This window comes from Crossiella sp. S99.2, assembly GCF_023094165.1.
Classification (GTDB): domain Bacteria; phylum Actinomycetota; class Actinomycetes; order Mycobacteriales; family Pseudonocardiaceae; genus Crossiella.
Window position 1 is genome coordinate 665,068 of the sequence record NZ_JALMDK010000005.1, and the last position, 20,074, is coordinate 685,141.

Consider the following 20,074-nt stretch of genomic DNA (forward strand, 5'->3'; position numbering starts at 1 on the left):
CCTGACCTGTCGGTTGTGGGTCACCACGCCGTGAGGAGGTCTTCGGGGGTGAGGTGGGTGACGCCTTCGGCGGTGCAGCCGCTGCGGGCGACCGCGAACAGCGGGGTGTCCTCGTCCGCGCCGGGGAGCTGGGCGCGGTGGACGATCAGGCGGGCGAGGTCGCGGTGGTCAAAGGGTTTGTCCTCCCGCCACTTGATCGACCCGACGAGAGTGATCTTCTTGGCGATGGGGGACCGGTCGGCGCCGATGAGGTCGATTTCCGGGTCGTTGGTACGGGTCCAGTAGCCGCCGATGGCGTTGGTGCCCTCGGGTAGCCGCACATCGATCAGGCGCCACAGGCTTTCGCGGAGCACCGGTTCGACGGCCCTGCCCCGCCAGGACGTCCAGCTGGCCCGGATGGTCTCCAGGACCCGGTCGCCGCGGCCGCGTTCGACGGCCGGGATGCCGGGGCGGATGAAGGAAAGCCAGAACCGCAGGTAGGGGTCCTCGATCCGGTACCGGGTCTCGCGGCTGGGCCGGGTCGACAGCGGCAGGTCGGCGGCGACCAGGCGGCGGCCGGTGAGCAGGTCCAGGGAGCGAGTCACCGAACCGGGGTTGAGCCCGCCCGCGGCCCGGCCGATCAGCGTGAAGGTGCGCTCACCGTGGCCAATGGCGCCCAGGACGGTGCGGGCCTGCGTCTCGGTCGGGAACTCGGCGGCCAGCGTGCGCTCCCCGCTCACCAGCAGGGCCGAGGTCGGCCTGCGCAGCGCGAGGTCCAGGTAGCCCCAGAGGTCCGCGCCCCGCGGCCATTCCTCCAGGATCAGCGGGAGCCCGCCACTGACCAGGTAGGCGTCGAAGGCGTCAGCGGCAGGCAGCTCCAGCATGAGCGCGACGTCCGCCGGGGTCAGCGGTGGCACGACCAGCTCGGTGCCACGCTGGTAGAAGGGTCGTCCGTAGGTGTTGAGCTGCTCCATCATGGCGATGTCGGAGCCGATCAGCACCAGGAGGACCGGCAGCTTGGACAGCGTCCGGTCGAACGCCTTCTGCAGCGCGCCCTCGAAGGTCGGGTCCTCGCGCGCGAGGTAGGGCATCTCGTCCAGGACGACGATGCTGGGCGTGTCGGTGGGCAGCGCGGTGGCGAGCAGGCTCAGCGCGGCATCCCAGCTTCGCGGGGCTGCGAAGTCGGCGAAGCGGCCAGCCTCCGGGAGGCTGGAACGGGCTACCTCCGCGGTGAAGCCCGCCAGATCCTCTTCCCGGGAACCCCCGACCGTGGTGAAGAAGACGTGCGCGAGCCCGGAACGCTCCACGAACTCTTCGACCAGTCGGGACTTGCCCACTCGCCGGCGCCCCCGGATCAATACCGCGCGCCCCGGTCGCCCGCTGCGCCCGCCAGTCCTGACCGGCTCCAGCAGGTCCGTCAGGAGGCCGAGTTCGCGACGTCGCCCGATGAACCCGTTCACGGCACCCACCTCCATAGGACAGTGTAAGAGACTTGCATCCAAGATACTTTCATTAATGAAAGCATAGCAAGTGCACGCGGAAGATCGCCGTGCGAGCCAGAACTAGGCTGGCCAGGTGCCCGACTTCGACCGCACTGACGCCGTTGCCGACGCCCAGGGCGAGCAGGTGATCATCTGGCATGTGCAGACCGGCCTGGACGACGGGATGCCCCGGCTGACCGGCGCCTGGGTGGTCGACCGGGCCGAACCGGACAAGATCGCCGCGTTGCTGGAACGCCGCCGCTGCCTGATCACCCTGGCGGCGGCGAAGGCGTTGGCGGACCTGGACATCAGCCCGGGTCAGCGGATCGACCCGGCCGCCACGATCGCCGGGATCGCGGCCGAACGCGACGCACTGCAGGCGGTCTACGACGCATTGCCCGCCCCGCACACCTTCGTCGCGCCGATCTGGCCGGAGCTGCCCGAACCGCTGGATCCGGCCAACCCGCCCACCAGCACCGCGGTGCCGCCGACCCAGATCGCGCACGCGGTGGCCCGCTGGCTGGCCGGGGTCGCCGACACCTGGGAGAAGATCGAGCGCGAGCGGATCACCCGGAAGTGCCTGAGCGAATCGGACGGCCGGGACCGCCGCCTCACCCCGTTCGCGGTGCGGTAGCTACAAACCGGCCTGGATCCGCCGCGCCGCCACCCCGTCCAGCAGCACCGCCAGCCCGACCTCGAAGCTCTTGCGCGCCTCCCACTCCAGGTACGGCTGATCACCGTGGTCATCCGGCGGCGGCGTCTGGTCCAGCTTGCCCAGCAGTGGGAACCGCTCCCGGAAGTCCGGCGCCACCGTGCCCAGCTGCGCCGAGCGCGCGTACCACCAGTCGTCGTCGGACACCCCGGTCACTGCCAGGGACTGCCGCGACTCCGCACCAGGTTGCGCGGCCCCGCGCACGTACTGGGCCAGCGCGCCGGCCAGCCGTCGCACCGTCTCGGTGTCCAGCCCGGTGCCGAAGAGCAGGCGCAGCATCGTCTCCATCACGGTGAACTCGCCCGGTCCGAGCACCGGCCGCGCCTGGGACACCTGCAACACCCACGGATGCCGCAGGTAGAAGTCCCAGGTGTCCTCGGCCCAGGCGGTGATCGCTGCCCGCCAGCCCGCGGTCAGGTCGTATTCGGTCGGCAGTTCGGTGAGCACCCGGTCATACATCAGATCGAGCAGTTCGTTCTTGTTCGGCACGTAGGTGTAGAGCGCCATCGCGGTGCGTCCGAGTCGCTGGCCGACCGCGCGCATGGACAGTGCGGCCATGCCCTCCGCATCGGCCACCTCGATCGCCGCGGTGACCACGCCGGCCAGGTCCAGCCCCTGCTTCGGGCCGGGTTTGGGCAGGTCAGCCGATGTTCCCTGCCAGAGCAGCGCCATCGACCGGGCTGCGTCGCCCTGGGCCGCGTAGACCACCAACTTGCAACTCCTTACGCCATAAAGTACCGTCTCCCGGCCAACACTTTACAGCCTAAAGATCGATGGGGGTCAAGTGGCACTGCCTTCGGATGGTCGTCGTCTCGCTGCCGACAGTCACGATGTGATCGAGGTCAGAGGTGCGCGGGAGAACAACCTGGCCGATATCTCGGTCGACATTCCGAAGCGCCGGCTCACCGTCTTCACCGGGGTGTCCGGCTCTGGCAAGTCCTCCCTGGTCTTCGGCACCATCGCGGCCGAGTCCCAGCGGATGATCAACGAGACCTACAGCGCGTTCCTGCAGTCCTTCATGCCGACCCTGGGTCGTCCGGACGTCGACTCGCTGCGCAACCTGAGCGCGGCGATCGTGGTCGACCAGGAACGCATGGGCGCCAACGCCCGTTCCACCGTCGGCACCGCCACCGACGCGCACACCATGCTGCGCATCATGTTCAGCCGCCTGGGGCAGCCGCACGCGGGCACCTCCGGCGCGTTCAGCTTCAACCTGCCCGAGGGCATGTGCCCGGAGTGCGAGGGCCTGGGCCGGGCCACCGCGATCGACGTCGAGGCCCTGGTGGACAAGGAGAAGTCGCTCAACGAGGGCGCGATCACCGTGCCCCAGTTCGCGGTGGACTCCTGGTACTGGAAGCTGCTGGCGCTGTCCGGACTGGTCGACCCGGACGTCAAGCTCAAGGACTACACCGAGCAGCAGTGGCAGGACTTCCTGTACAAGCCGGCGACCAAGATGAAGATCGCCGGGATGAACACCAGCTACGAGGGTCTCGTGGTCAAGGTGCAGCGGGTGTACCTGGCCAAGGACCGGGAGGCGATGCAGCCGCACATCCGGTCCTTTGTGGACCGTGCGGTCGCCTTCACCACCTGTCCCTCCTGCCAGGGCGCGCGGCTGAACCAGGCCGCGCTAGCCTCCCTGGTCAACGGCAGGAACATCGCCGAGTGCTCGGCCATGCAGATCACCGACCTGGCCGCGTTCCTGCGCGCCATCGAGGAACCCTCGGTGGCGCCGATGCTGGCCGGGCTGCTGGAGACCCTCGACTCGATGATCGGCATCGGGCTGGGCTACCTGAGCCTGGACCGGGAGTCTGGCACCCTCTCCGGCGGTGAGGCGCAGCGGGTGAAGATGGTGCGGCACCTGGGATCCAGCCTCACCGACATCACCTACGTCTTCGATGAGCCCACCGTCGGCCTGCACCCGCACGACATCGCCCGGATGAACGAGCTGCTGTTGCTGTTGCGGGACAAGGGCAACACCGTGCTGGTGGTGGAGCACAAGCCCGAGGTCATCCAGATCGCCGACCACATCGTCGACCTCGGCCCGCGGGCCGGTTCCGGCGGCGGTCAGATCTGCTACACCGGCGACCTGGCCGGGCTGCGTGCCTCCGACACCCTCACCGGCAGGCACCTGGACCACCGCGCCCAGTTGCGGGACGTGGTCCGGGAACCCAGTGGGCAGCTCACCATCAGTGGCGCGAACCTGCACAACCTGCGCGATGTCACCGTGGACGTGCCACTGGGGGTGCTCACGGTGGTCACCGGGGTGGCGGGTTCCGGCAAGAGTTCGCTGATCCACGGTTCACTGTCTACAAGGGAAGGTGTCCGGATCGTCGACCAGGCCCCGATCCGCGGGTCCCGGCGCAGCAACCCGGCAACCTACACCGGCCTGCTGGACTCCATCCGGACCGCCTTCGCCAAGGCCAACGGGGTCAAGGCGGCCCTGTTCAGCGCCAACTCCGAGGGCGCCTGCCCGCACTGCAAGGGCCTTGGCCTGGTCTACACCGATCTGGCCATGATGGCCGGGGTAGCCTCGGTCTGCGAGCAGTGCGAGGGTCGCCGGTTCACCCCGGAGGTGCTCACCTACACCTTGCGCGGCAAGAACATCAGCGAGGTGCTGGCCATGCCGGTGACCGAGGCGCGGGACTTCTTCGCCACCGGCGCGGCGCACACCATCCTCAACCGCATGCACGAGGTCGGCCTGGGCTACCTCGGCCTCGGCCAGCCGCTGACCACGCTCTCCGGCGGTGAGCGGCAGCGGCTCAAACTGGCCATCCACATGGGCGAGGGCGCGGCCACCTACGTGCTCGATGAGCCCACCACCGGCCTGCACCTAGCCGATGTGGACAAGCTGCTCGGCCTGCTGGACCGGTTGGTGGACAACGGGAACACCGTGGTGGTGATCGAGCACCACCAGGCCGTGATGGCGCACGCGGACTGGATCATCGATCTGGGTCCGGGCGCCGGACACGACGGCGGACAGGTGGTCTTCACCGGCACTCCGGCCGAGCTGGTCAAGAACGCCGACACGCTGACCGCCCGGCACCTGCGCGAGTACGTGGGGGTCTGAGCATGACCGAACCGCTCGTCGCGCACATGGAAGTTACCGCGGTACGGCGGCTCAGCCCGCACATGACCAGGGTGAGCTTCACCGGCCCCGGTCTGGAGAACCTGGACAGGTGGCCGGATCAGCAACTGAAACTGTGCTTCCCGCGGCCCGGCCAGACCGAACCGGTGCTGCCCGAGCCGCAGTCCGACGGGGACGCGATGCGCTGGTACCAGGCGTATCTGGCCATCCCGGCGGCCGAGCGGGCGGTCATGCGCAGTTACACCGTGCGGGCCTACCACCCGGACACCGCCACCATCGATGTCGATTTTGTGTTGCACGGCAACGACAGTGGCCCGGCCACGGCCTGGGCGGCCGGGGCACGGGTCGGCGATGTGCTGGGCCGGTACGGGCCGGACGCGCAGTACACCCGCCCGCTCGGTGAGTCCGAGTGGCTGCTCTTCGCCGGTGACCAGACCGCCCTGCCCGCCATCGCCACCCTGCTGGAATCCCTGCCCGCGGGGAAGAAGGCGTTGGTGTACCTGGAGGTTCCGGACGCCGCCGAGGAACAGCGACTCGACTCGGTGGCCGAGATCGAGGTGCGCTGGGTGCATCGCACCGGACCGGAAGTGCTGCTGAACGCGGTGCGCGCCGCGGAGTTCCCACCCGGCAACGGGTTCGCCTGGCTGGCGGGAGAGGCGGGCGCGGTCCGCGCGTTGCGCCGCCACCTGGTGACCGAACGCGGGATGTCCAAGCGCGCCATCGAGTTCAGCGGTTACTGGCGGCGGCAGCTCACCCAGGACGACGCGCCGACCGAGGAGGACCTGGCCGAGATCCGGGAACGCCTCGACCCGAACGCCTTCGAGCAGTCCTACGCCGAGGGCGCCACGCCCTGGGTGATCGGCGAACCGCAGCCGGTGGTGCTCGAATTGGCCGCGCGCGGGGAGTTCCGGGGTGAGGTCCTGGACGCGGGGTGCGGGGATGGCTGGCACACCATCGAACTGACCCGGTCGGGGCACAGCGTGCTCGGCGTGGACTACGCGCCGCGGGCGATCGCCGAGGCGCGGGCCAACGCGCTCCGGGCCCAGGTCCCGGCCCGGTTCGAGCTGGCCGACGCGCTGGACCTGGGTGAGCGACCGCGGTACGACACGGTGCTGGACAGCGCGTTGTTCCACGTCTTCGGCAATCGGGAACGGCCGGCCTACGTGCGGAGCCTGCACCGGGTCTGCCGTCCGGGCGCGACGGTGCACCTGCTCGCGTTGTCGGACAAGGGTCCTGGCTACGGCCCGGAGATCAGCGACACGGTGATCCGGTCGGCCTTCGCCGAAGGCTGGGTGATCGAGGAACTCATCGACAGCCAGTACCGCGGCGTGGTCGGACTGAACGCGGACGGCGGTAAGCAGCTCGGCGATCTCCCGGCCTGGCTGGCCCGGATCCGCCGGGTGTGACCAGGTGCCGCCGGGGCCGGATCAGCCGGCCTCGGCGGTGCCCCACCACAGGTAGTCCCGCGCCCGGGTCGCCGCGACCAGCTGCTGCCGCCCGCGCAGCTCCCGCTGTTCCTCGTCCTCTTCCGGCCGCGCGCTGAACTCGACCACCAGCACCGCCTGGAAGTCCAGGCCCTTGGCCCGGTGCACCGTGCCCACCTTGACCCGATCGTCCTCCGCGCCCAGGTAATCGTCCATGCGCAGCAACGGAATCCCGGCCGAGCGCAGCAACGCGGTGCAGCGGTCCAGATCCTTGCGCTGGAACACGATCACCGCCGTCCGTCCATGGGGGACGGACGAACCCGCCAGCGCGGCCCGCAGTGCCGCACCCAACTCCGCCTCCGGCCCGCGCCAGGACTCGATCTTCCCACCGGAGTTGGCCGACTCCACCTCACGCAACCCGACCCCGGCCGCCCCGTCCAGATCGTCCACCTGGTTGGTCGCGTCGAACCGCTGCGCGAATCCCAGCACCTTGGCCCGGTTCCGGTAGTTCACCCGCAGGATCTCCCCGCGCCCCTGCACCGGGATGCCCGCGTCGGAGAGCCGCCAGCCACCCGGGTACACCTGCTGCTGCCCGTCGCCGACCAGCAGCAACCGGTTCGGCCCGTCCCCGGCCAGCTCCCGCAACAGCCGCAGCCCCATCAGCGTGATGTCCTGCACCTCGTCCACCACCACCGCCGCGTACGGCCGCTGCGGTGGTTCCCGGCGCAGTTCGGCCAAGGCCAGCGCGATCAGGTCATTGTGGTCGTGCAGCCCGCGCTCGGCCAGATTGCGCTGGTAGCTCTGGAACAACGCCCACACCAGTTCCCGTTGCGCGCCGTCCAGCCGGCGCACCCGGCCCCGCCGCGGCGTCCGCTGGTACTCGGCCAGGCTGCTCACACCCCGGCCCTTGATCACCCGGTCGATTTCGGTCCGCCAGTAGCCGACGTCCTCGATGTCCTGCAACGTCAACCGGTGCGCCACCCAGGCCCGGCTGAACGCGGTCTCCGCCGAACTCGACCGCACCAGCACCTCATGCCCGCGCGCCCGCAGGAACTCCCGCGCCCAGGCATGCAAGTTCGTGAACTCCACCCGCTCCACCAGCTCCGGCGCGAGCCGGGCGAAGGAAGCCTTGTGCACCAACGGAAGCGTCCGCACAAAGGTGGTGAACAACAGCGGCCCGGTGCTGCGCCGGGCCAGGAACCGCAACCGGTGCAACGCCACCACGGTCTTGCCGGTCCCGGCGGGCCCGCTGATCCGGGCCGGGCCGCTGTAGTTCCGGACCGCCACCGCCTGCTGCTGCGGGTGCAGGAAGGTCAGCCAACTCTCGAACGGCCGCAGCTGCGCCGCCCCCACCTGATCCTCGGTGACCTCCGCCAGCCCCAGCAACCCCTCACCGGCAGTGGCTTTCTCCGGCGCCGAAACCCGCAGATCCACATACTCCGGCAACCGCTCAACCAGTTGCCCCGCAACAGAATCAACCTGCGCGCGATCCAAATGCGCGGCGTCCCGCCGGAACAACTCCGGCACCTGCGCCTCGGTCAGCACCCAGCCCAGCCGCCGTTCCCGCGGCGGCCCCGCGTCGCCACCCAGCACCACCGCCAGGTGCACCGCGCTGCGCGCCAGCACCTGCCCCCGCGGCCCCGCGATCCCGGCACACCCCTGCTCGGCGTGCAGCACCGCCTGCCCCAACTCCGTGTCTGCCGGCACCCGCTCCCCGACGAGCACCGCGAACACCCCACGAGCCGCCACCAGGAATGCCACCGCCTGTCCCACAACAGGTTCCGGCCGCACCAGCAACCGGGCCCCGCTCGCGGTCCTGGCCAGCAACGCGGTCAGCACCCGCCGGGTGACCGCGTCCAGCCCAGGAGCCCGCTCCGCCAGCAACACCCCAGCCCGGCGCGCCACCTCACGCTCCGCATGCGCACTCGTCCCCACCCGAAACCCCCTGGTTGGCCTGCCCCCAACCTAGGACCAGGAATGCCCGCGAACTCCCGCGAAACCGGGATTCACCCGGATGCCCCCGCCACCGCCTCCTGCAACCCCTTGAGTGCCAACCGATCCGCCCGCTCGTTCTCCGGATGCCCCGCGTGCCCCTTCACCCAGAACCACTCCACCCGGTGCCGGGCCGCGGCCGCCCCCAGCCGCTGCCACAGATCCACGTTCTTCACCGGCTGCTTGTTCGACCCGATCCAGCCGTTCTTCTCCCACTTGGCCATCCACGAGGTGATGCCATTGCGCACATAGGTGCTGTCGGTGTGGATATGCACCACGGCCGGCCGGGTAAGCCCCTCCAGCGCACTGATCGGCGCCATCAACTCCATCCGGTTGTTCGTGGTAACCCCCGGCTCGCCCCCGCAGATCTCCTTCTCGTGGCGCCCATAACGCAACACCGCTCCCCACCCACCGGGCCCGGGATTGGGAATGCAGGCCCCATCGGTGTAAATCTCCACCACGTTCTCGACGTCCACACGCGGACGATACCCGCGCGGTTCACCGCCACTTCCACCGCGCACTCCCGGGAATGAACACCCCACACCCCGGACAAGCCACCTCCACCGCCCGCCCGGCCCCACAGACCACGCAGTCCCGCCCCCACACCGACCCATCCCGATACCCGTCGATCACCCGCGCCACCACCCGCGCCATCGACTCCACCGGCCGCAGATCAGGATCAGGGCAGTACACCTCCAACCGCCGGGTCATCCACTGATCACGCCTGGTCAGCGTCCGCCGCCCCAGTGCCTTCTCCGCCTGCCGCCGCGCCGCGAACTCCGCCACCACCGGCAGCCACACCCCCCGCGCCGCCCGCAGTTCCGCCACCGCCCGCCCCAGCGAATCGAGATCATCCTCCAACCGCCGCGGAATCCGCGCCCAGGTGATCAGATGCCGCCAGGTCGCGTGATGCCCGTACACCGGGAACGCCTTGACGCAGTCCTGCAAAGCGAGCAACCGCTGCCGCACCGGCAACGCCGCGTCCTCGGCCTGACGCGACCGCTCGGGAAAACTGCTCACCGCCAGAAGATAGCCATCAGCGCTTGACCTCCGTAGCGAAATTGACCCGCTGCTGGGCTCACTAGATCGGGTGGCTGTGGTAACGGACCGACCGCGGACGGCGACGAGAGCCACCGACGTGCAAACACCGGTGCCGAAGGGGTCAGAATGTCGCGACGACTCGTGCTGCCCATCCTGCTACTGCCAATCCTCACCGCCTGTGGCGCCGGTGCACCCGGACCACAGTCGACCACCGCCGCCGCCTCGACAGCCGCTGCTGTCACCAGTGCCGCGGCCACCCCGTTCACGGCGTCCGTGCACGATGTGATCAGCCAGATCAACCTTCAGTTGCCGCTGCTTGTCACTGACCAGGGCGGCGTCAAGTTGCCCACCGCCGTGCGGCCCTCGGGAGCGTTCGGCGGCCAGATCGCGCCGGGGACGGAGGTCTACCTGTCGACAAAGGGCAATGCGTTCAGCCCGGTGCAGGCGGTCACGGTTCGGGTCACCGGGTCCGGTGGAGCCGTGCAGACGCCGACCCGACTGCTCAGCGGTATCGGCGTCTCGTTGCATGCGTTGGCAAGCGAGGCCATCGAGGCATTCCGACGCGATGCGCTGCCACACCTGTCCGCGATCAGCACACCTCGCTCGACCATCACCGTCGGCAAGTACTACGACCTCACCGTCGTGGTCATCGATCCCTCGAAACTGGCATTCGTCTACACCCCGATCGGCATTTCCCCGGAACCGGAAGCGCACCTCATCGGTGCCTGACCCGGATCAGCCAGGGTCCTCGGTCCTCCCCGCCTCACGGGCCAGTTTCGTCCGGACGAACACCCCCGCTCCGTCGCGCTCAACGGCCCCAGCACCGCCCGGCTGCCCGCGCTGATCGTGACGATCCGCCGCCGCCGATCACCCTCGTCCGCCCGCCGCTCCAGCTCCCAGGCGCACCGTCCTCGGCCCCACCTCCCGTCACGCGGCCAGGGGCCGGGACTGGATTTTCGGTGGGACGGTTCCATTTGGCGGCAATTCCGATGAGCGGCCCGCCCTAATGGGCAGTTGACAAGCTTGACACTTGGCGGCGCCCCGTTCATGGCCGAGGCTGGTAGCCCTGTCGCCCAGCGGACCAGGGGGTGCCGAATGAGGCTGAGGAAACTGAATTCCGCCGACTGGAGCAATGAATGACTCCGGGGCTGAACGTGGCGAAGTTCGTGGTGCGAGAAAAGGAGCTGGAACAGGCCCTCGGCGCTTTGCTGGCGGGCCGCGGGATGGTGATCGTCGGACCGGTCGGGGTCGGCCGGACCGCGTTCCTGGCGGCGGTGGCCGGGCGGCTCAACGCCGGCCGGTACGCGGTGGTGTGGACCTCGGCGACCGAGGCGAGCCGCGAGTTGCCGTTCGGGGCGTTCACCGGACTGCTCGGCGTGACCGAGCAGGTGTCCCGGGGCGGGCTGGTCGGGGCGTTGCTGCGGCGGGCCGAGGGGCGCACGCCGGTGCTGGTCATCGACGACGCGCACTACCTCGACCCGGCCTCGGCCGCGCTCACCCTCGGCCTGGCGCACGAGCGGGAGGTGCGGCTGCTGATCACCGCCCGCCCGGACGCGCCCATGCCGGACGCGGTCATCGCGCTGTGGAAAGACCGCTACCTGCGCAGACTCGATCTGGAACCGTTCGGCCTGGACGGCACCACCCGGCTGGTGCGCGCGCTGCTGGACGGGGTGGCCGCCGGACCCACGGTGCGCCTGCTGCATGGCTGGACCGGCGGCAACCCGCTGTTCCTGACCGAACTCGTCCGGCACGCGCTGGCCACCGGCCGCCTGGTCACCGAGGGCGGACTGTGGTGGTGGCGCGGCTCGCTGAGCGTGCCGCCGCGGCTGGCCGAACTCTTCGACGGCTGGCTGCGTGGCCTGGACCACGCCCAGCGGGACGCGCTCGCCGCCGTCGCGCTCGGCGAACCACTGCCACTGGCCCTGCTGGACGCGGTCGCGCCCGGCGTGGTGGAAAGCCTGGAAGAACGCGGACTGCTGCGCAGCGCGGACGGCGACGGCCGGATCGTGGTCCGCACCGCGCACCGCATGCTCGGCGCCGCCCTGCGCCATCGGCTGCCCGGACTGCGCAGGCGCAGGCTGTGCGCCGAACTGCTCACCGCGGGCGCGGACGCGGTGGACCCGGTGCGGCGGGCCCGCTGGCAACTCGACGCCGACCACCCGCCCGAACCCGGCACGCTGCTCCGGGCGGCCGCGCTGACCTGCCGGCACGACCCGGAACTGGCCGTCCGGCTGGCCCGCCGGGCCCTGGAACGCACCGACCTGGCCGCGCCCGTGCTGGCCGCCGCCCTGGTCGAACTCGGCGATCCCGACCAGGCCCGGCAGGTGCTCCGTGACGCCGGACCGCGGGCCCGGCTCGCGCTGGCCGCGCACCGCTGCTGGGCCGAACGCGATCCGGCGGGCGCGCACGCCGAGCTGAGCACCCTGCCCGGACCCGCCGCCGCCGGACTCGACGCGCTGGTCCTGCTCTTCGCCGGCCGCACCGCCGAGGCCGAGCAGACCGCGGCCGCGGCGTTGCGCGAGCACGGGTCCGGACTCGCCTCGGCCCGGCTGGCGCACCTGCTCGCGCGGGTGCTGGCCGGACGGACCGCCGCGGCCGCCGCCGTGCCGCCGCGGACCGGGGCCGAACTGGCCGGGTACGCGCTGGCCCGGCTGTGGCGCGGCGAGGACGTCCGGCTGCCACTCGGTGATCCGACCTTCGGCCGATGGCCGCACGCTCCAGGCGATGTGGCCGCCCGGCACATCGCCGAAGCCGGGCTGCCCGACACCGAATGGTCCCTGCTCAGCGGCTACGCGCACACCCTCGCCGGGGAACCGGACCTGGCCGTGGCCCGATTACGCGAGGCGGTGGTCCAGCACAACGGCGGCCACCGCCTCTTCCGCACCGAGGCCACCTCCTGGCTGGTCCTGGCCCTGCTCGCCCAGCGCAGACCCGCCGACGCCGCGGCCGTGCTCACCGCCCACCCACCCGACGCCGTCGCCCTGCTGCCCGGCCTGTCCGACCAGGCCACAGGCGCCCTCGCCGCCGCCCGCGGCGACCTGCCCAGCGCCCTCGCCGCCTACAGCTCGGCCGCCGCCACCGCCCGGTCGGCGGGCGCGCACACCCTCGAACTGACCGCGCTGACCGAACTGCGCTGGCTCGCCCCCGGCGCCTCGCCCGACCGGCTGGCCACCCTGCTGACCAGCGTCGACGCCCCGAGACTGGCCGCGGAGGCGGCCGCCGCGCTGGCCGTGAGCCGGGGCGATCCGGGCGAACTGCTCGACCACGCCGCCCACCTGGAGAAACTCGGCCTGACCGACCGGGCCGCCCGCCTGGCCGACGCCGCCGCCACCACCGCGGGCGACCGCAGGGGAGAAGCGGTGCTGCTGGTCAGCAGACTGCGCGGGCACCCCGCGGTGGCGCCCACCGGCTCGGTCGCGCTCACCCCGCGGGAGATGGAGATCGCCGCGCTGGCCGGGGACGGCCGCTCCGACCGCGAGGTGGCCAGGGCACTCGGCCTGTCCGTGCGCACGGTGCAGAGCCACCTGGCCCGGATCTACCGCAAACTCGGTGTGCACTCACGCCGTGACCTGCCGTTCCGTCGCTGACGGCGGACCGTCCAGATAGGCCGCGGCGTGCAGCGCGTACATGTCCGCGTAGTGCCCGCCCGCGGCCAGCAGGCCGGTGTGGGTCCCGGTCTCGGTGACCCGCCCGTCCCGCAGCACCACGATCAGCTCGGCCTGGCGCACCGTGCTGAACCGGTGCGAGACGACCACCGTGATCGGACTGTCCGGACCGCGCTCGGCCAGGTAGCGGCGCAGCAGTTCGGCCTCGCTGTCCGGGTCCAGCCCGGCGGCCGGCTCGTCCAGCAGCACCAGCGCGGGCGCCGTGCGCATCCGCGCCCTGGCCAGCGCGAGCTTCTGCCACTGCCCGCCGGACAACTCGGTGCCCTCGGGGTGGGTCTTGCCGAGCTGGGTGTCCAGCCCGGACGGCAGCGTGGCCACCACCCCGTCCGCGCCACCGGCGAGCAGCGCGGCGCGCACCGCGCTCTCGTCGTCCAGGCTGGTCAGCTCGCCGACTCCGACGCTCTGCCGGACGAGCAGCTCGAACCGGCAGAAGTCCTGGAAACACGCGGTCACCCTGCCCTGCCACACCGCCGGATCCACCTCGGCCAGGTCTTGTCCGGCGAAGCTGATCACCCCGTGCGAGGGGGCGTGCAACCCGGCCAGCAACGCGACCAGGGTCGACTTGCCCGCGCCGTTGTCGCCCACCACCGCCACCGTCGACCCGGCGGGCAACCGCAGGTCCACCGAGGTCAGCGCGGGGGAGGACTGGCCGGGGTACTGGAACCCGACCCCGCTCAGCACCAGCTCGCCGCGCTCCGGCACCGCGGCCGCCCCACCCGCGCTGGTGTCCTGGGGATGGTCGGCCAGCTTCACGAACAGCCCGATCGTGTGCAGTGAGCGCCGCAGCCAGCCGAGCAGCCAGCTCAGCCCGGTGGTCGCGCCGACCAGCCTGGTCGCCAGCAACACCACCAGCACCGCCGCCCCGGCCGAGGCCGTGCCCTCGAACACCGACCGCGCCAGCAGGTACAGCCCGGTCAGCAGCGCCCCGGCGAAGATCAACCAGCCGCCGGCCACCGCCAGCGCGGCCTTGAGCCGGGCCGTCTCGCGCGGACCGCTGGCCTCGGCGAAGGCCGCCGCGTGCCGCGCCGCGAACTCCCCGCCCAGCCGGTACAGCCGCAGCTCCCGGGCCGCCGCCGCGTCGGTGGCCAGCGCGAACAGGCTCAACCGCCGCCGGTCCGCGGCCGCCCCGGCCTGCTCGGCCTCGTTGACCAGCTTGGCCTGCCAGCGGTTGGCCTGCGCCAGCGGCAGCACGAACAGCGGCAGCAACGCCAGCAGCGGATGCGCGAAGGTCAGCACCACCGCCGCGGCCAGGAACCGGGCCAGCAGGTTCGCGTTCTCCACCAGCGCGGCGAAGGCGATGCTGAACTCACCGCGGCGCTGCCGGAGCAGTTCGGCGGTGTCCAGGAACTCCGGGTCCTGGAAATGCCCGATCCGCCCCGGCCCGGCGCACACCGTCATCAGCCGCCGGTCCAGCTCCAGACCGATCCGCTGCTGCAGGGTCTGGCGCAGATCGGTGCTGATCGCGGCCCACTGGTGCACCGCGACGGTGACACCGCCCAGCAACACCCCGCCCCACACAGCCAGTCCCCAGGACCGGCCGGCCGCCCCGTCGACCAGCCACTGCAGGCCGATCGCCTGCGCCGCGGCGACCACGTTGAGCAGCGGGGACAGGATCAGCACCAGCAACGCCCTGCGCCGGTCCACCCGCAACGCGGTCCCGACCAGCAGGCGGATCGCGGCGAAGCTGCTACGCATGACCATTCCCTTCGGCGGCGGCGAACGGCGCGGACTGCACGCGGAACAGCCGCGCGTACCGCCCGTCGGCGGCCAGTAGCTCCGCATGGGTGCCGTACTCGCTGACCCGCCCGTCCCGCAGCACCGCGATGCGGTCGGCCAGCCGGACGGTGGCGAAACGGTGCGACACCAGGATCGTGGTGATGTCCTGGGTGATCTCCAGGAACCGGGCGTACAGGTCGTGCTCGGCGCGCACGTCCAACTGCGCGGTCGGTTCGTCCAGCACCAGCACCCCCGCGCCGTGCCGCACCGCGTACAGCGCGCGGCTCAGCGCCAGCCGCTGCCACTGCCCGCCGGAGAGGTCCGCGCCCTCGGCGAACTCCCCGCTCAGCGGGGTGTCCCAGCCCTTGGGCAGCTCGGCCTCGATGCCCAGGAAGCCGCCCAGCCGGGCCGCCGTGATCAGCTCCGCCTCGCGGACCGGCGTTTCCACCGCGCCGAAGCCGATGTTGTCGCGCACCGGCAGGGGGTAGCGGACGAAGTCCTGGAACACCACCGCGAGCCTGCGCCGCCACTCGGTGAGGTCGTAGTCGGCCAGGTCGTGGCCGTCGATGAGGATGCGCCCGCCATCCGGCCGGTACAGCCCGGCGAGCAGTTTGGCGATGGTGGATTTGCCCGCACCGTTGTCGCCGACGATGGCCAGCGAAGAGCCCGCGGGCAGCACCAGGTCCAGCTCGTCCAGCACCGGCCGGGACTCGCCGGGATAGCGGAAACTCACCCGCTCGAACCGGATCTCCCGGCGCGGCAGGCTGTCCACCGGTCGCGGGAGGGCGGGCGCCGGGATGTCATCGGTCAGTGCGCCGACGGTGCGCGCGGCCGGGATCGCCGCGCTCGCGGTGTGCAGCGTCCACTGGAGATCACCGGCGAAACCCAGCGCGAACAGGCCGAGCATCGCCTGCAGCGCCACCGCCAGCCGCTCCGGGGACAGCTCGCCGGCCGCGGCCCAGAAGGCCAGCGGGCCGATCACCGCGGCGTGCCCGAGGAGCAGCAACAGGATGGCCGCGCTGTGCTTGCCCTTGTTGATCGAGGTGCGCCGCAGTTCGGTCATCCCGGCCCACCAGCTGCGGGTGAACCCCGCCACCAGCCAGGAATGCAGGCCGAAGAGCCGCACCTCCTTGGCCGCGGCCGGGGTCAGCGCCAGATCACGCAGGTAGGCGGCCTGCCGGAGCTGGGCCACCTCGCCGGAATGCGCCGAGACCGACCGCCGGATCTCCAGCTCCTGCCAGTGCCCGGTGAGCATCCAGGCCGCGCCCAGCACCAGCGGCATCCACCAGGCCCCGGCCCAGCCGAGCAGCACCGCGGCGGCGATCCCGCTGAGCCGCAACGGGATCAAGCCCGAGAGCGCGGCCACCGCCTCCCGCGGCGGAAAGCTGCCGACGCCGATCGCGCGCGCCTGCTCGATGGCATCGGCCACCTTCGGATCGTCCAGGTGCGCGATGCCGCGCGGCCGCAACGCGCCCTCGATGGTGCGCTGCGCGGTGGCCGCGTCCACCGCCGTGCCCAGCCGCGCGGTGACCATGGACCGGATCGGGTCCAGCACCACGTCCAGCACCAGCGAGGCGGCCAGCAAGGCGAGCCCGGCGAAGATCGCGGCCTCCACCCCGGTGAGCGCGGCGACCAGGCGGCCGGCGGCCAGCGGCAACAGCACGGCGCCCAGGACCTGGCCGAGAATCAGGATGAACAGGACAAAGGTCAGCGTGCCCGCGATCCGCGGCAACTGGCGGAGGAGCAACAACGCCCCGTTGGGGCTGCTGGTGGTGGCAGGCACGCGACTGGCCGTCCTTTCACGCGGGTGAGAAAAAGGAGAGCGGCGGCCGCTCGCGAACCGAGCGGCCACCGCTTTCGCCTGGTCAGCGACCCAGGCCGGTGGGGGGATAAGCCACGGGAATCACCTCCTCCGAAGTCGGCCGAATTCACCGCTGGGGGCGGATCCGGTCGCCGCTGACGCTAATCGGCGGCGGCCGAGGACCGAATCCGTAATCGGGTACGCAAAAGCAGTGGCGGATTACCGAGTCCATTCGGCGGATACCCAGCCGTTGGGTAGTCGGTCGCGCTGTTTGCGTAGCCGATTGCGGACGCGACAATTCCGGCGAGTTCGTACCGTTGCTGCCCATGGACGACACCGACCGCCCGAATGTCCTGATCTGGGACATGACCTTCGCCTGCCCGCTGCGCTGCTACCACTGCTACACCGAGTCCGGCCGCCGCCCGGCCCGCAGCCTGGCCGCCCCGGAGCTGATGAAGGTCGCCGACGCGCTGATCTCCCTGGGCGCCGAGCTGATCACCCTGTGCGGCGGCGAACCCCTGACCCTGCGCCCGATCGTGGAAGTCGCCCGCCGGCTGCGCGCGGGTGGCCTGCGGGTGTACGTCTACACCAGCGGCTGGAACACCAAACCCGCCCTGCTGGACCAGCTCGCCGGGGCGGTGGACAAGATCGTGGTCAGCGTGGACGGCCCCGACGCCGCCACCCACGACCGCATCCGCGGCCGCGCCGGGTCCTTCGAGCACTGCATGCGCACCCTCGGCCTGCTCAACGACCGGGTCGAACAGGACCTCGCCGCCGGCCGGACCCCGCTGCGCTTCGGCATCGACTACGTCGTCGTCCGCAGCAACTACGACCAGCTCGACCGCATGTGCGCCGAGGTGGTCCCCCGCTTCTCCAGCCTGGAAACCCTGTCCTTCGGCGCGGTCGTGCCCACCGGCCTGGCCAGCCGCCCCAGCTTCGTCGAGCAGGAGCTGGTCAGCGACGAACAGGCGGCCGAGCTGATCCTCCCGGCCACCCGGGAACGCCTGCGCGCCGCCGCCCCCGCCTGGGTGGAGGTCGACACCACCGACAACTTCGAGGTCCAGATGAACCCGAAGTACCTGGCCGACAACCCCGATTTCCGCCCGATGGAGATCGAACCCGACGGCGCCGTCCGCGGCATGCCCATCTACGAAGGCACTGTAGGCAGCCTGCTCACCGAGGACCCGGTGGAGCTGTGGCGCCGCTCCCGAGCCCGCTGGACCGACCCGTTCGTGCTGGACTGCCTGTCCCGCATCCACACCCGCCGCGACTGGGCCGAGGCGATCCGCCAGATCGACCGCCACTTCGGCACCCCGGAGGTCCGGGCTCGCATCGACGCCCGCCCAGCCCTGGTCCTCTGACCCAGCCCGTGTCGCGTGCGCCAGTCCTGTTCCTCGGACCTGGCCGTGGCTTGCGCCAGCCCTGGCCCGCTGGCCCAGCCCTCGCCCTCCAGCGCGGCGACCGGGGGTGCTCAGGGATGCGGCAGTTCCGCCGCCACCTGCGCCACGGCGTCCAGCGCCTCGCTGCTCAGACTGCCAGCCGCGGCCTCCGTCTCGGCGATGACCACCGCGTTGCCGGACAACTTCGCGTCGTAGTGGTGTGCGCTGAACCGGATGTCCCGCAACTCCAGCAGTTCGGCGCCCAACGGCCGGACATCCCCGTTGCCGTGGATCTCATGCAGTCGCTTGAAGTCCCCGGCCCGCCCCCGGCTGTGGAACCGCACCCACACCACCGAGATCACCACTACGTTCCCCTCGCCGTCCCCGACGCTGAACAACGCCCGGTCGAGCGACTTGCACGGGGTGTGCGCGAGGAACCCGCGAATCTCCCCGAAGGAATGGCTCACACACTCCGCCGCCGTCCGCACCTCCCGCCGCAATCGCCGCAGCCCCAGCCGCTGCCAGGCCTCATCGGCCTTGCCCCGGCGAGCCGACTGCTTGCCGTCGTTCTTCCGCGCGCTGATGTTCCGCGAGGCCGCCGAGTTCGCCGCACCCCCACTCGACCCGCTGCCTGCCCCGCCGCCCAGCCCGAGCCCGCCACCCACACCAGCCCCGGCGGCGCCGATTACGGCCACCGCCGCCACCGCGACCACGGCGGCCCCGCCGCCACGTGCTGCCGGATCCGAACCGCCGCCCGCCCCACCAATACGCCGTTTTTCCCGCGCCATGCCGCTCCTCCCCGAGCTGACCAGACCTTGCCGAGGTAACCCGGCTGCGGAGCGCGACTGACGCGAACCGGGCGCAGGTCGCCCGAACGGCCCAGGAAGCCCACCGGATCCAGTGGCGGGACAGCACCAGTGCCGACTAGCGGTCACCGCCGGCCCGAGGATGGTGACCGCCGGTGCCGCTGGCGTGACGGTCAGTCCCCAGTCGTGCCGCGCCGGTCCGGCGTTCTCACTCTGTGGGACGACTTTCGGGTTGTCGCCAACCCAATCCCGCCCTTCCTGTTTCGCCGCCCAGCCCGGACCCGCCCTCCGCCGCCGGAACGGTCGTCGCGGGGTGCGTGGCGGTGACCGATCGACCGGGTGAAGCTGGGTCGGACACTGGCCGCGGTGACTCGGCTTCCGGTTGTTGTCACCCCGCTGAAGTGCGACGATGCAGCTCCGTCGCACGCCAAGGAGGCCGTCGTGGGCACTCGGCTCAACCCCTACATCAACTTTGGTGACCAGGCCCGCGCGGCCATGGAGTTCTACCGGGAGGTCCTCGGGGGCACGCTGACCTTCTCCACCTTCGGTGAGTACGGCATGGACGCAAGCCCGGAGGCGGACAAGATCATGCACAGCCAGTTGGAGAGCCCGGGTGGGCTGATCCTGATGGGGGCGGACACCCCGGCGGGGATGCCGCCGCACCAGGTCGGCAACAACATCTCGGTGTGCCTCAGTGGGGAGGACGTCGAGGAGCTGAGCGGCTACTTCGCTAAACTGGCGGTGGGCGGCACTGTCGGCGTCCCATTGGAGAAACAGGTCTGGGGCGACCACTTCGGCATGCTGACCGACCGGTTCGGCATCAACTGGATGGTCAACATCGCCGGAACCTCAAGTCGCTGAATCGAAGACCACGGCGCCGGGAGATGTTCGGTACCCTCCGTACCAAGGTCGAGAGGCGCTGCAACGGGTTCCGGCCCGCCACGCTCGACCGGGTGTGACGAACAAGGGCGCCTCCCAGACTCAGTCGGGAGG

General features: G+C 71.3%; 15 protein-coding genes and 1 riboswitch. Of the genes, 7 read left to right on the forward strand and 8 right to left on the reverse strand.

The annotated features are described in order from the left end of the window. Positions 1-20 precede the first annotated feature (20 nt). Positions 21-1,454: an ATP-binding protein gene (locus MZC64_RS22410; protein WP_247758418.1), complete on the reverse strand. Its 1,434-nt coding sequence runs from the start codon at positions 1,452-1,454 to the stop codon at positions 21-23. 100 nt (positions 1,455-1,554) lie between these two features. Here MZC64_RS22410 and MZC64_RS22415 point away from each other — a divergent pair, with 100 nt between their 5' ends. Beyond that, positions 1,555-2,094: a hypothetical protein gene (locus MZC64_RS22415; RefSeq protein WP_247758417.1), complete on the forward strand. Its 540-nt coding sequence runs from the start codon at positions 1,555-1,557 to the stop codon at positions 2,092-2,094. On the opposite strand, the gene MZC64_RS22420 is transcribed toward MZC64_RS22415, so the two are convergent. Continuing rightward, positions 2,095-2,883, reverse strand: a complete 789-nt coding sequence (locus tag MZC64_RS22420; RefSeq protein ID WP_247758416.1) for a TetR/AcrR family transcriptional regulator — start codon at positions 2,881-2,883, stop codon at positions 2,095-2,097. A gap of 121 nt (positions 2,884-3,004) precedes the next feature. Here MZC64_RS22420 and MZC64_RS22425 point away from each other — a divergent pair, with 121 nt between their 5' ends. Then, positions 3,005-5,239: an excinuclease ABC subunit UvrA gene (locus tag MZC64_RS22425; protein ID WP_247758415.1), complete on the forward strand. Its 2,235-nt coding sequence runs from the start codon at positions 3,005-3,007 to the stop codon at positions 5,237-5,239. Positions 5,240-5,241: 2 nt separating this feature from the next. Then, positions 5,242-6,663, forward strand: a complete 1,422-nt coding sequence (locus MZC64_RS22430; protein ID WP_247758414.1) for an SIP domain-containing protein — start codon at positions 5,242-5,244, stop codon at positions 6,661-6,663. 21 nt (positions 6,664-6,684) lie between these two features. Here MZC64_RS22430 and MZC64_RS22435 read toward each other — a convergent pair whose 3' ends face one another. The 3 genes from MZC64_RS22435 to MZC64_RS22445 all read right to left on the reverse strand — a co-directional run bounded on the left by MZC64_RS22435 (position 6,685) and on the right by MZC64_RS22445 (position 9,693). Next, the gene (locus MZC64_RS22435; RefSeq protein ID WP_247758413.1) at positions 6,685-8,586 is read right to left on the reverse strand and encodes a UvrD-helicase domain-containing protein; all 1,902 of its coding nucleotides are present in this window, start codon (positions 8,584-8,586) and stop codon (positions 6,685-6,687) included. A gap of 101 nt (positions 8,587-8,687) precedes the next feature. Further along, positions 8,688-9,149 (reverse strand): ribonuclease HI, encoded by a 462-nt coding sequence (rnhA, locus tag MZC64_RS22440; protein WP_247758412.1) that lies wholly within the window; start codon positions 9,147-9,149, stop codon positions 8,688-8,690. 22 nt (positions 9,150-9,171) lie between these two features. Beyond that, on the reverse strand, positions 9,172-9,693 hold the full coding sequence (locus MZC64_RS22445) for a hypothetical protein (RefSeq protein ID WP_247758411.1): 522 nt from the start codon (positions 9,691-9,693) through the stop codon (positions 9,172-9,174). 147 nt (positions 9,694-9,840) lie between these two features. On the opposite strand from MZC64_RS22445, the gene MZC64_RS22450 reads away from it, so the two are divergent. Then, complete coding sequence (locus MZC64_RS22450; protein ID WP_247758410.1) at positions 9,841-10,443, forward strand: hypothetical protein; 603 nt, start codon at positions 9,841-9,843, stop codon at positions 10,441-10,443. Positions 10,444-10,850: 407 nt separating this feature from the next. Then, positions 10,851-13,301 (forward strand): LuxR family transcriptional regulator, encoded by a 2,451-nt coding sequence (locus tag MZC64_RS22455; RefSeq protein WP_247758409.1) that lies wholly within the window; start codon positions 10,851-10,853, stop codon positions 13,299-13,301. On the opposite strand, the gene MZC64_RS22460 is transcribed toward MZC64_RS22455, so the two are convergent. Then, positions 13,272-15,074, reverse strand: coding sequence for an ABC transporter ATP-binding protein (locus MZC64_RS22460; protein ID WP_247758408.1), 1,803 nt, complete (start codon positions 15,072-15,074; stop codon positions 13,272-13,274). The genes MZC64_RS22455 and MZC64_RS22460 overlap by 30 nt on opposite strands. After that, complete coding sequence (locus tag MZC64_RS48760) at positions 15,067-16,878, reverse strand: ABC transporter ATP-binding protein (protein ID WP_247758407.1); 1,812 nt, start codon at positions 16,876-16,878, stop codon at positions 15,067-15,069. The genes MZC64_RS22460 and MZC64_RS48760 overlap by 8 nt, the downstream gene beginning before the upstream one ends. Before the next feature lie 344 nt (positions 16,879-17,222). Between MZC64_RS48760 and MZC64_RS22470 the strand changes: the two genes are divergently transcribed. Continuing rightward, a complete protein-coding gene (locus MZC64_RS22470; protein WP_247758406.1) occupies positions 17,223-18,257 on the forward strand; it encodes a radical SAM protein in 1,035 nt (344 codons plus the stop codon). Positions 18,258-18,367: 110 nt separating this feature from the next. On the opposite strand, the gene MZC64_RS22475 is transcribed toward MZC64_RS22470, so the two are convergent. Continuing rightward, on the reverse strand, positions 18,368-19,063 hold the full coding sequence (locus MZC64_RS22475) for a hypothetical protein (protein ID WP_247758405.1): 696 nt from the start codon (positions 19,061-19,063) through the stop codon (positions 18,368-18,370). Between the two features lie 459 nt (positions 19,064-19,522). Here MZC64_RS22475 and MZC64_RS22480 point away from each other — a divergent pair, with 459 nt between their 5' ends. Then, a complete protein-coding gene (locus MZC64_RS22480; RefSeq protein WP_247758404.1) occupies positions 19,523-19,942 on the forward strand; it encodes a VOC family protein in 420 nt (139 codons plus the stop codon). A gap of 44 nt (positions 19,943-19,986) precedes the next feature. Further along, a riboswitch (S-adenosyl-L-homocysteine riboswitch) is annotated at positions 19,987-20,062 on the forward strand. Positions 20,063-20,074 lie beyond the last annotated feature (12 nt).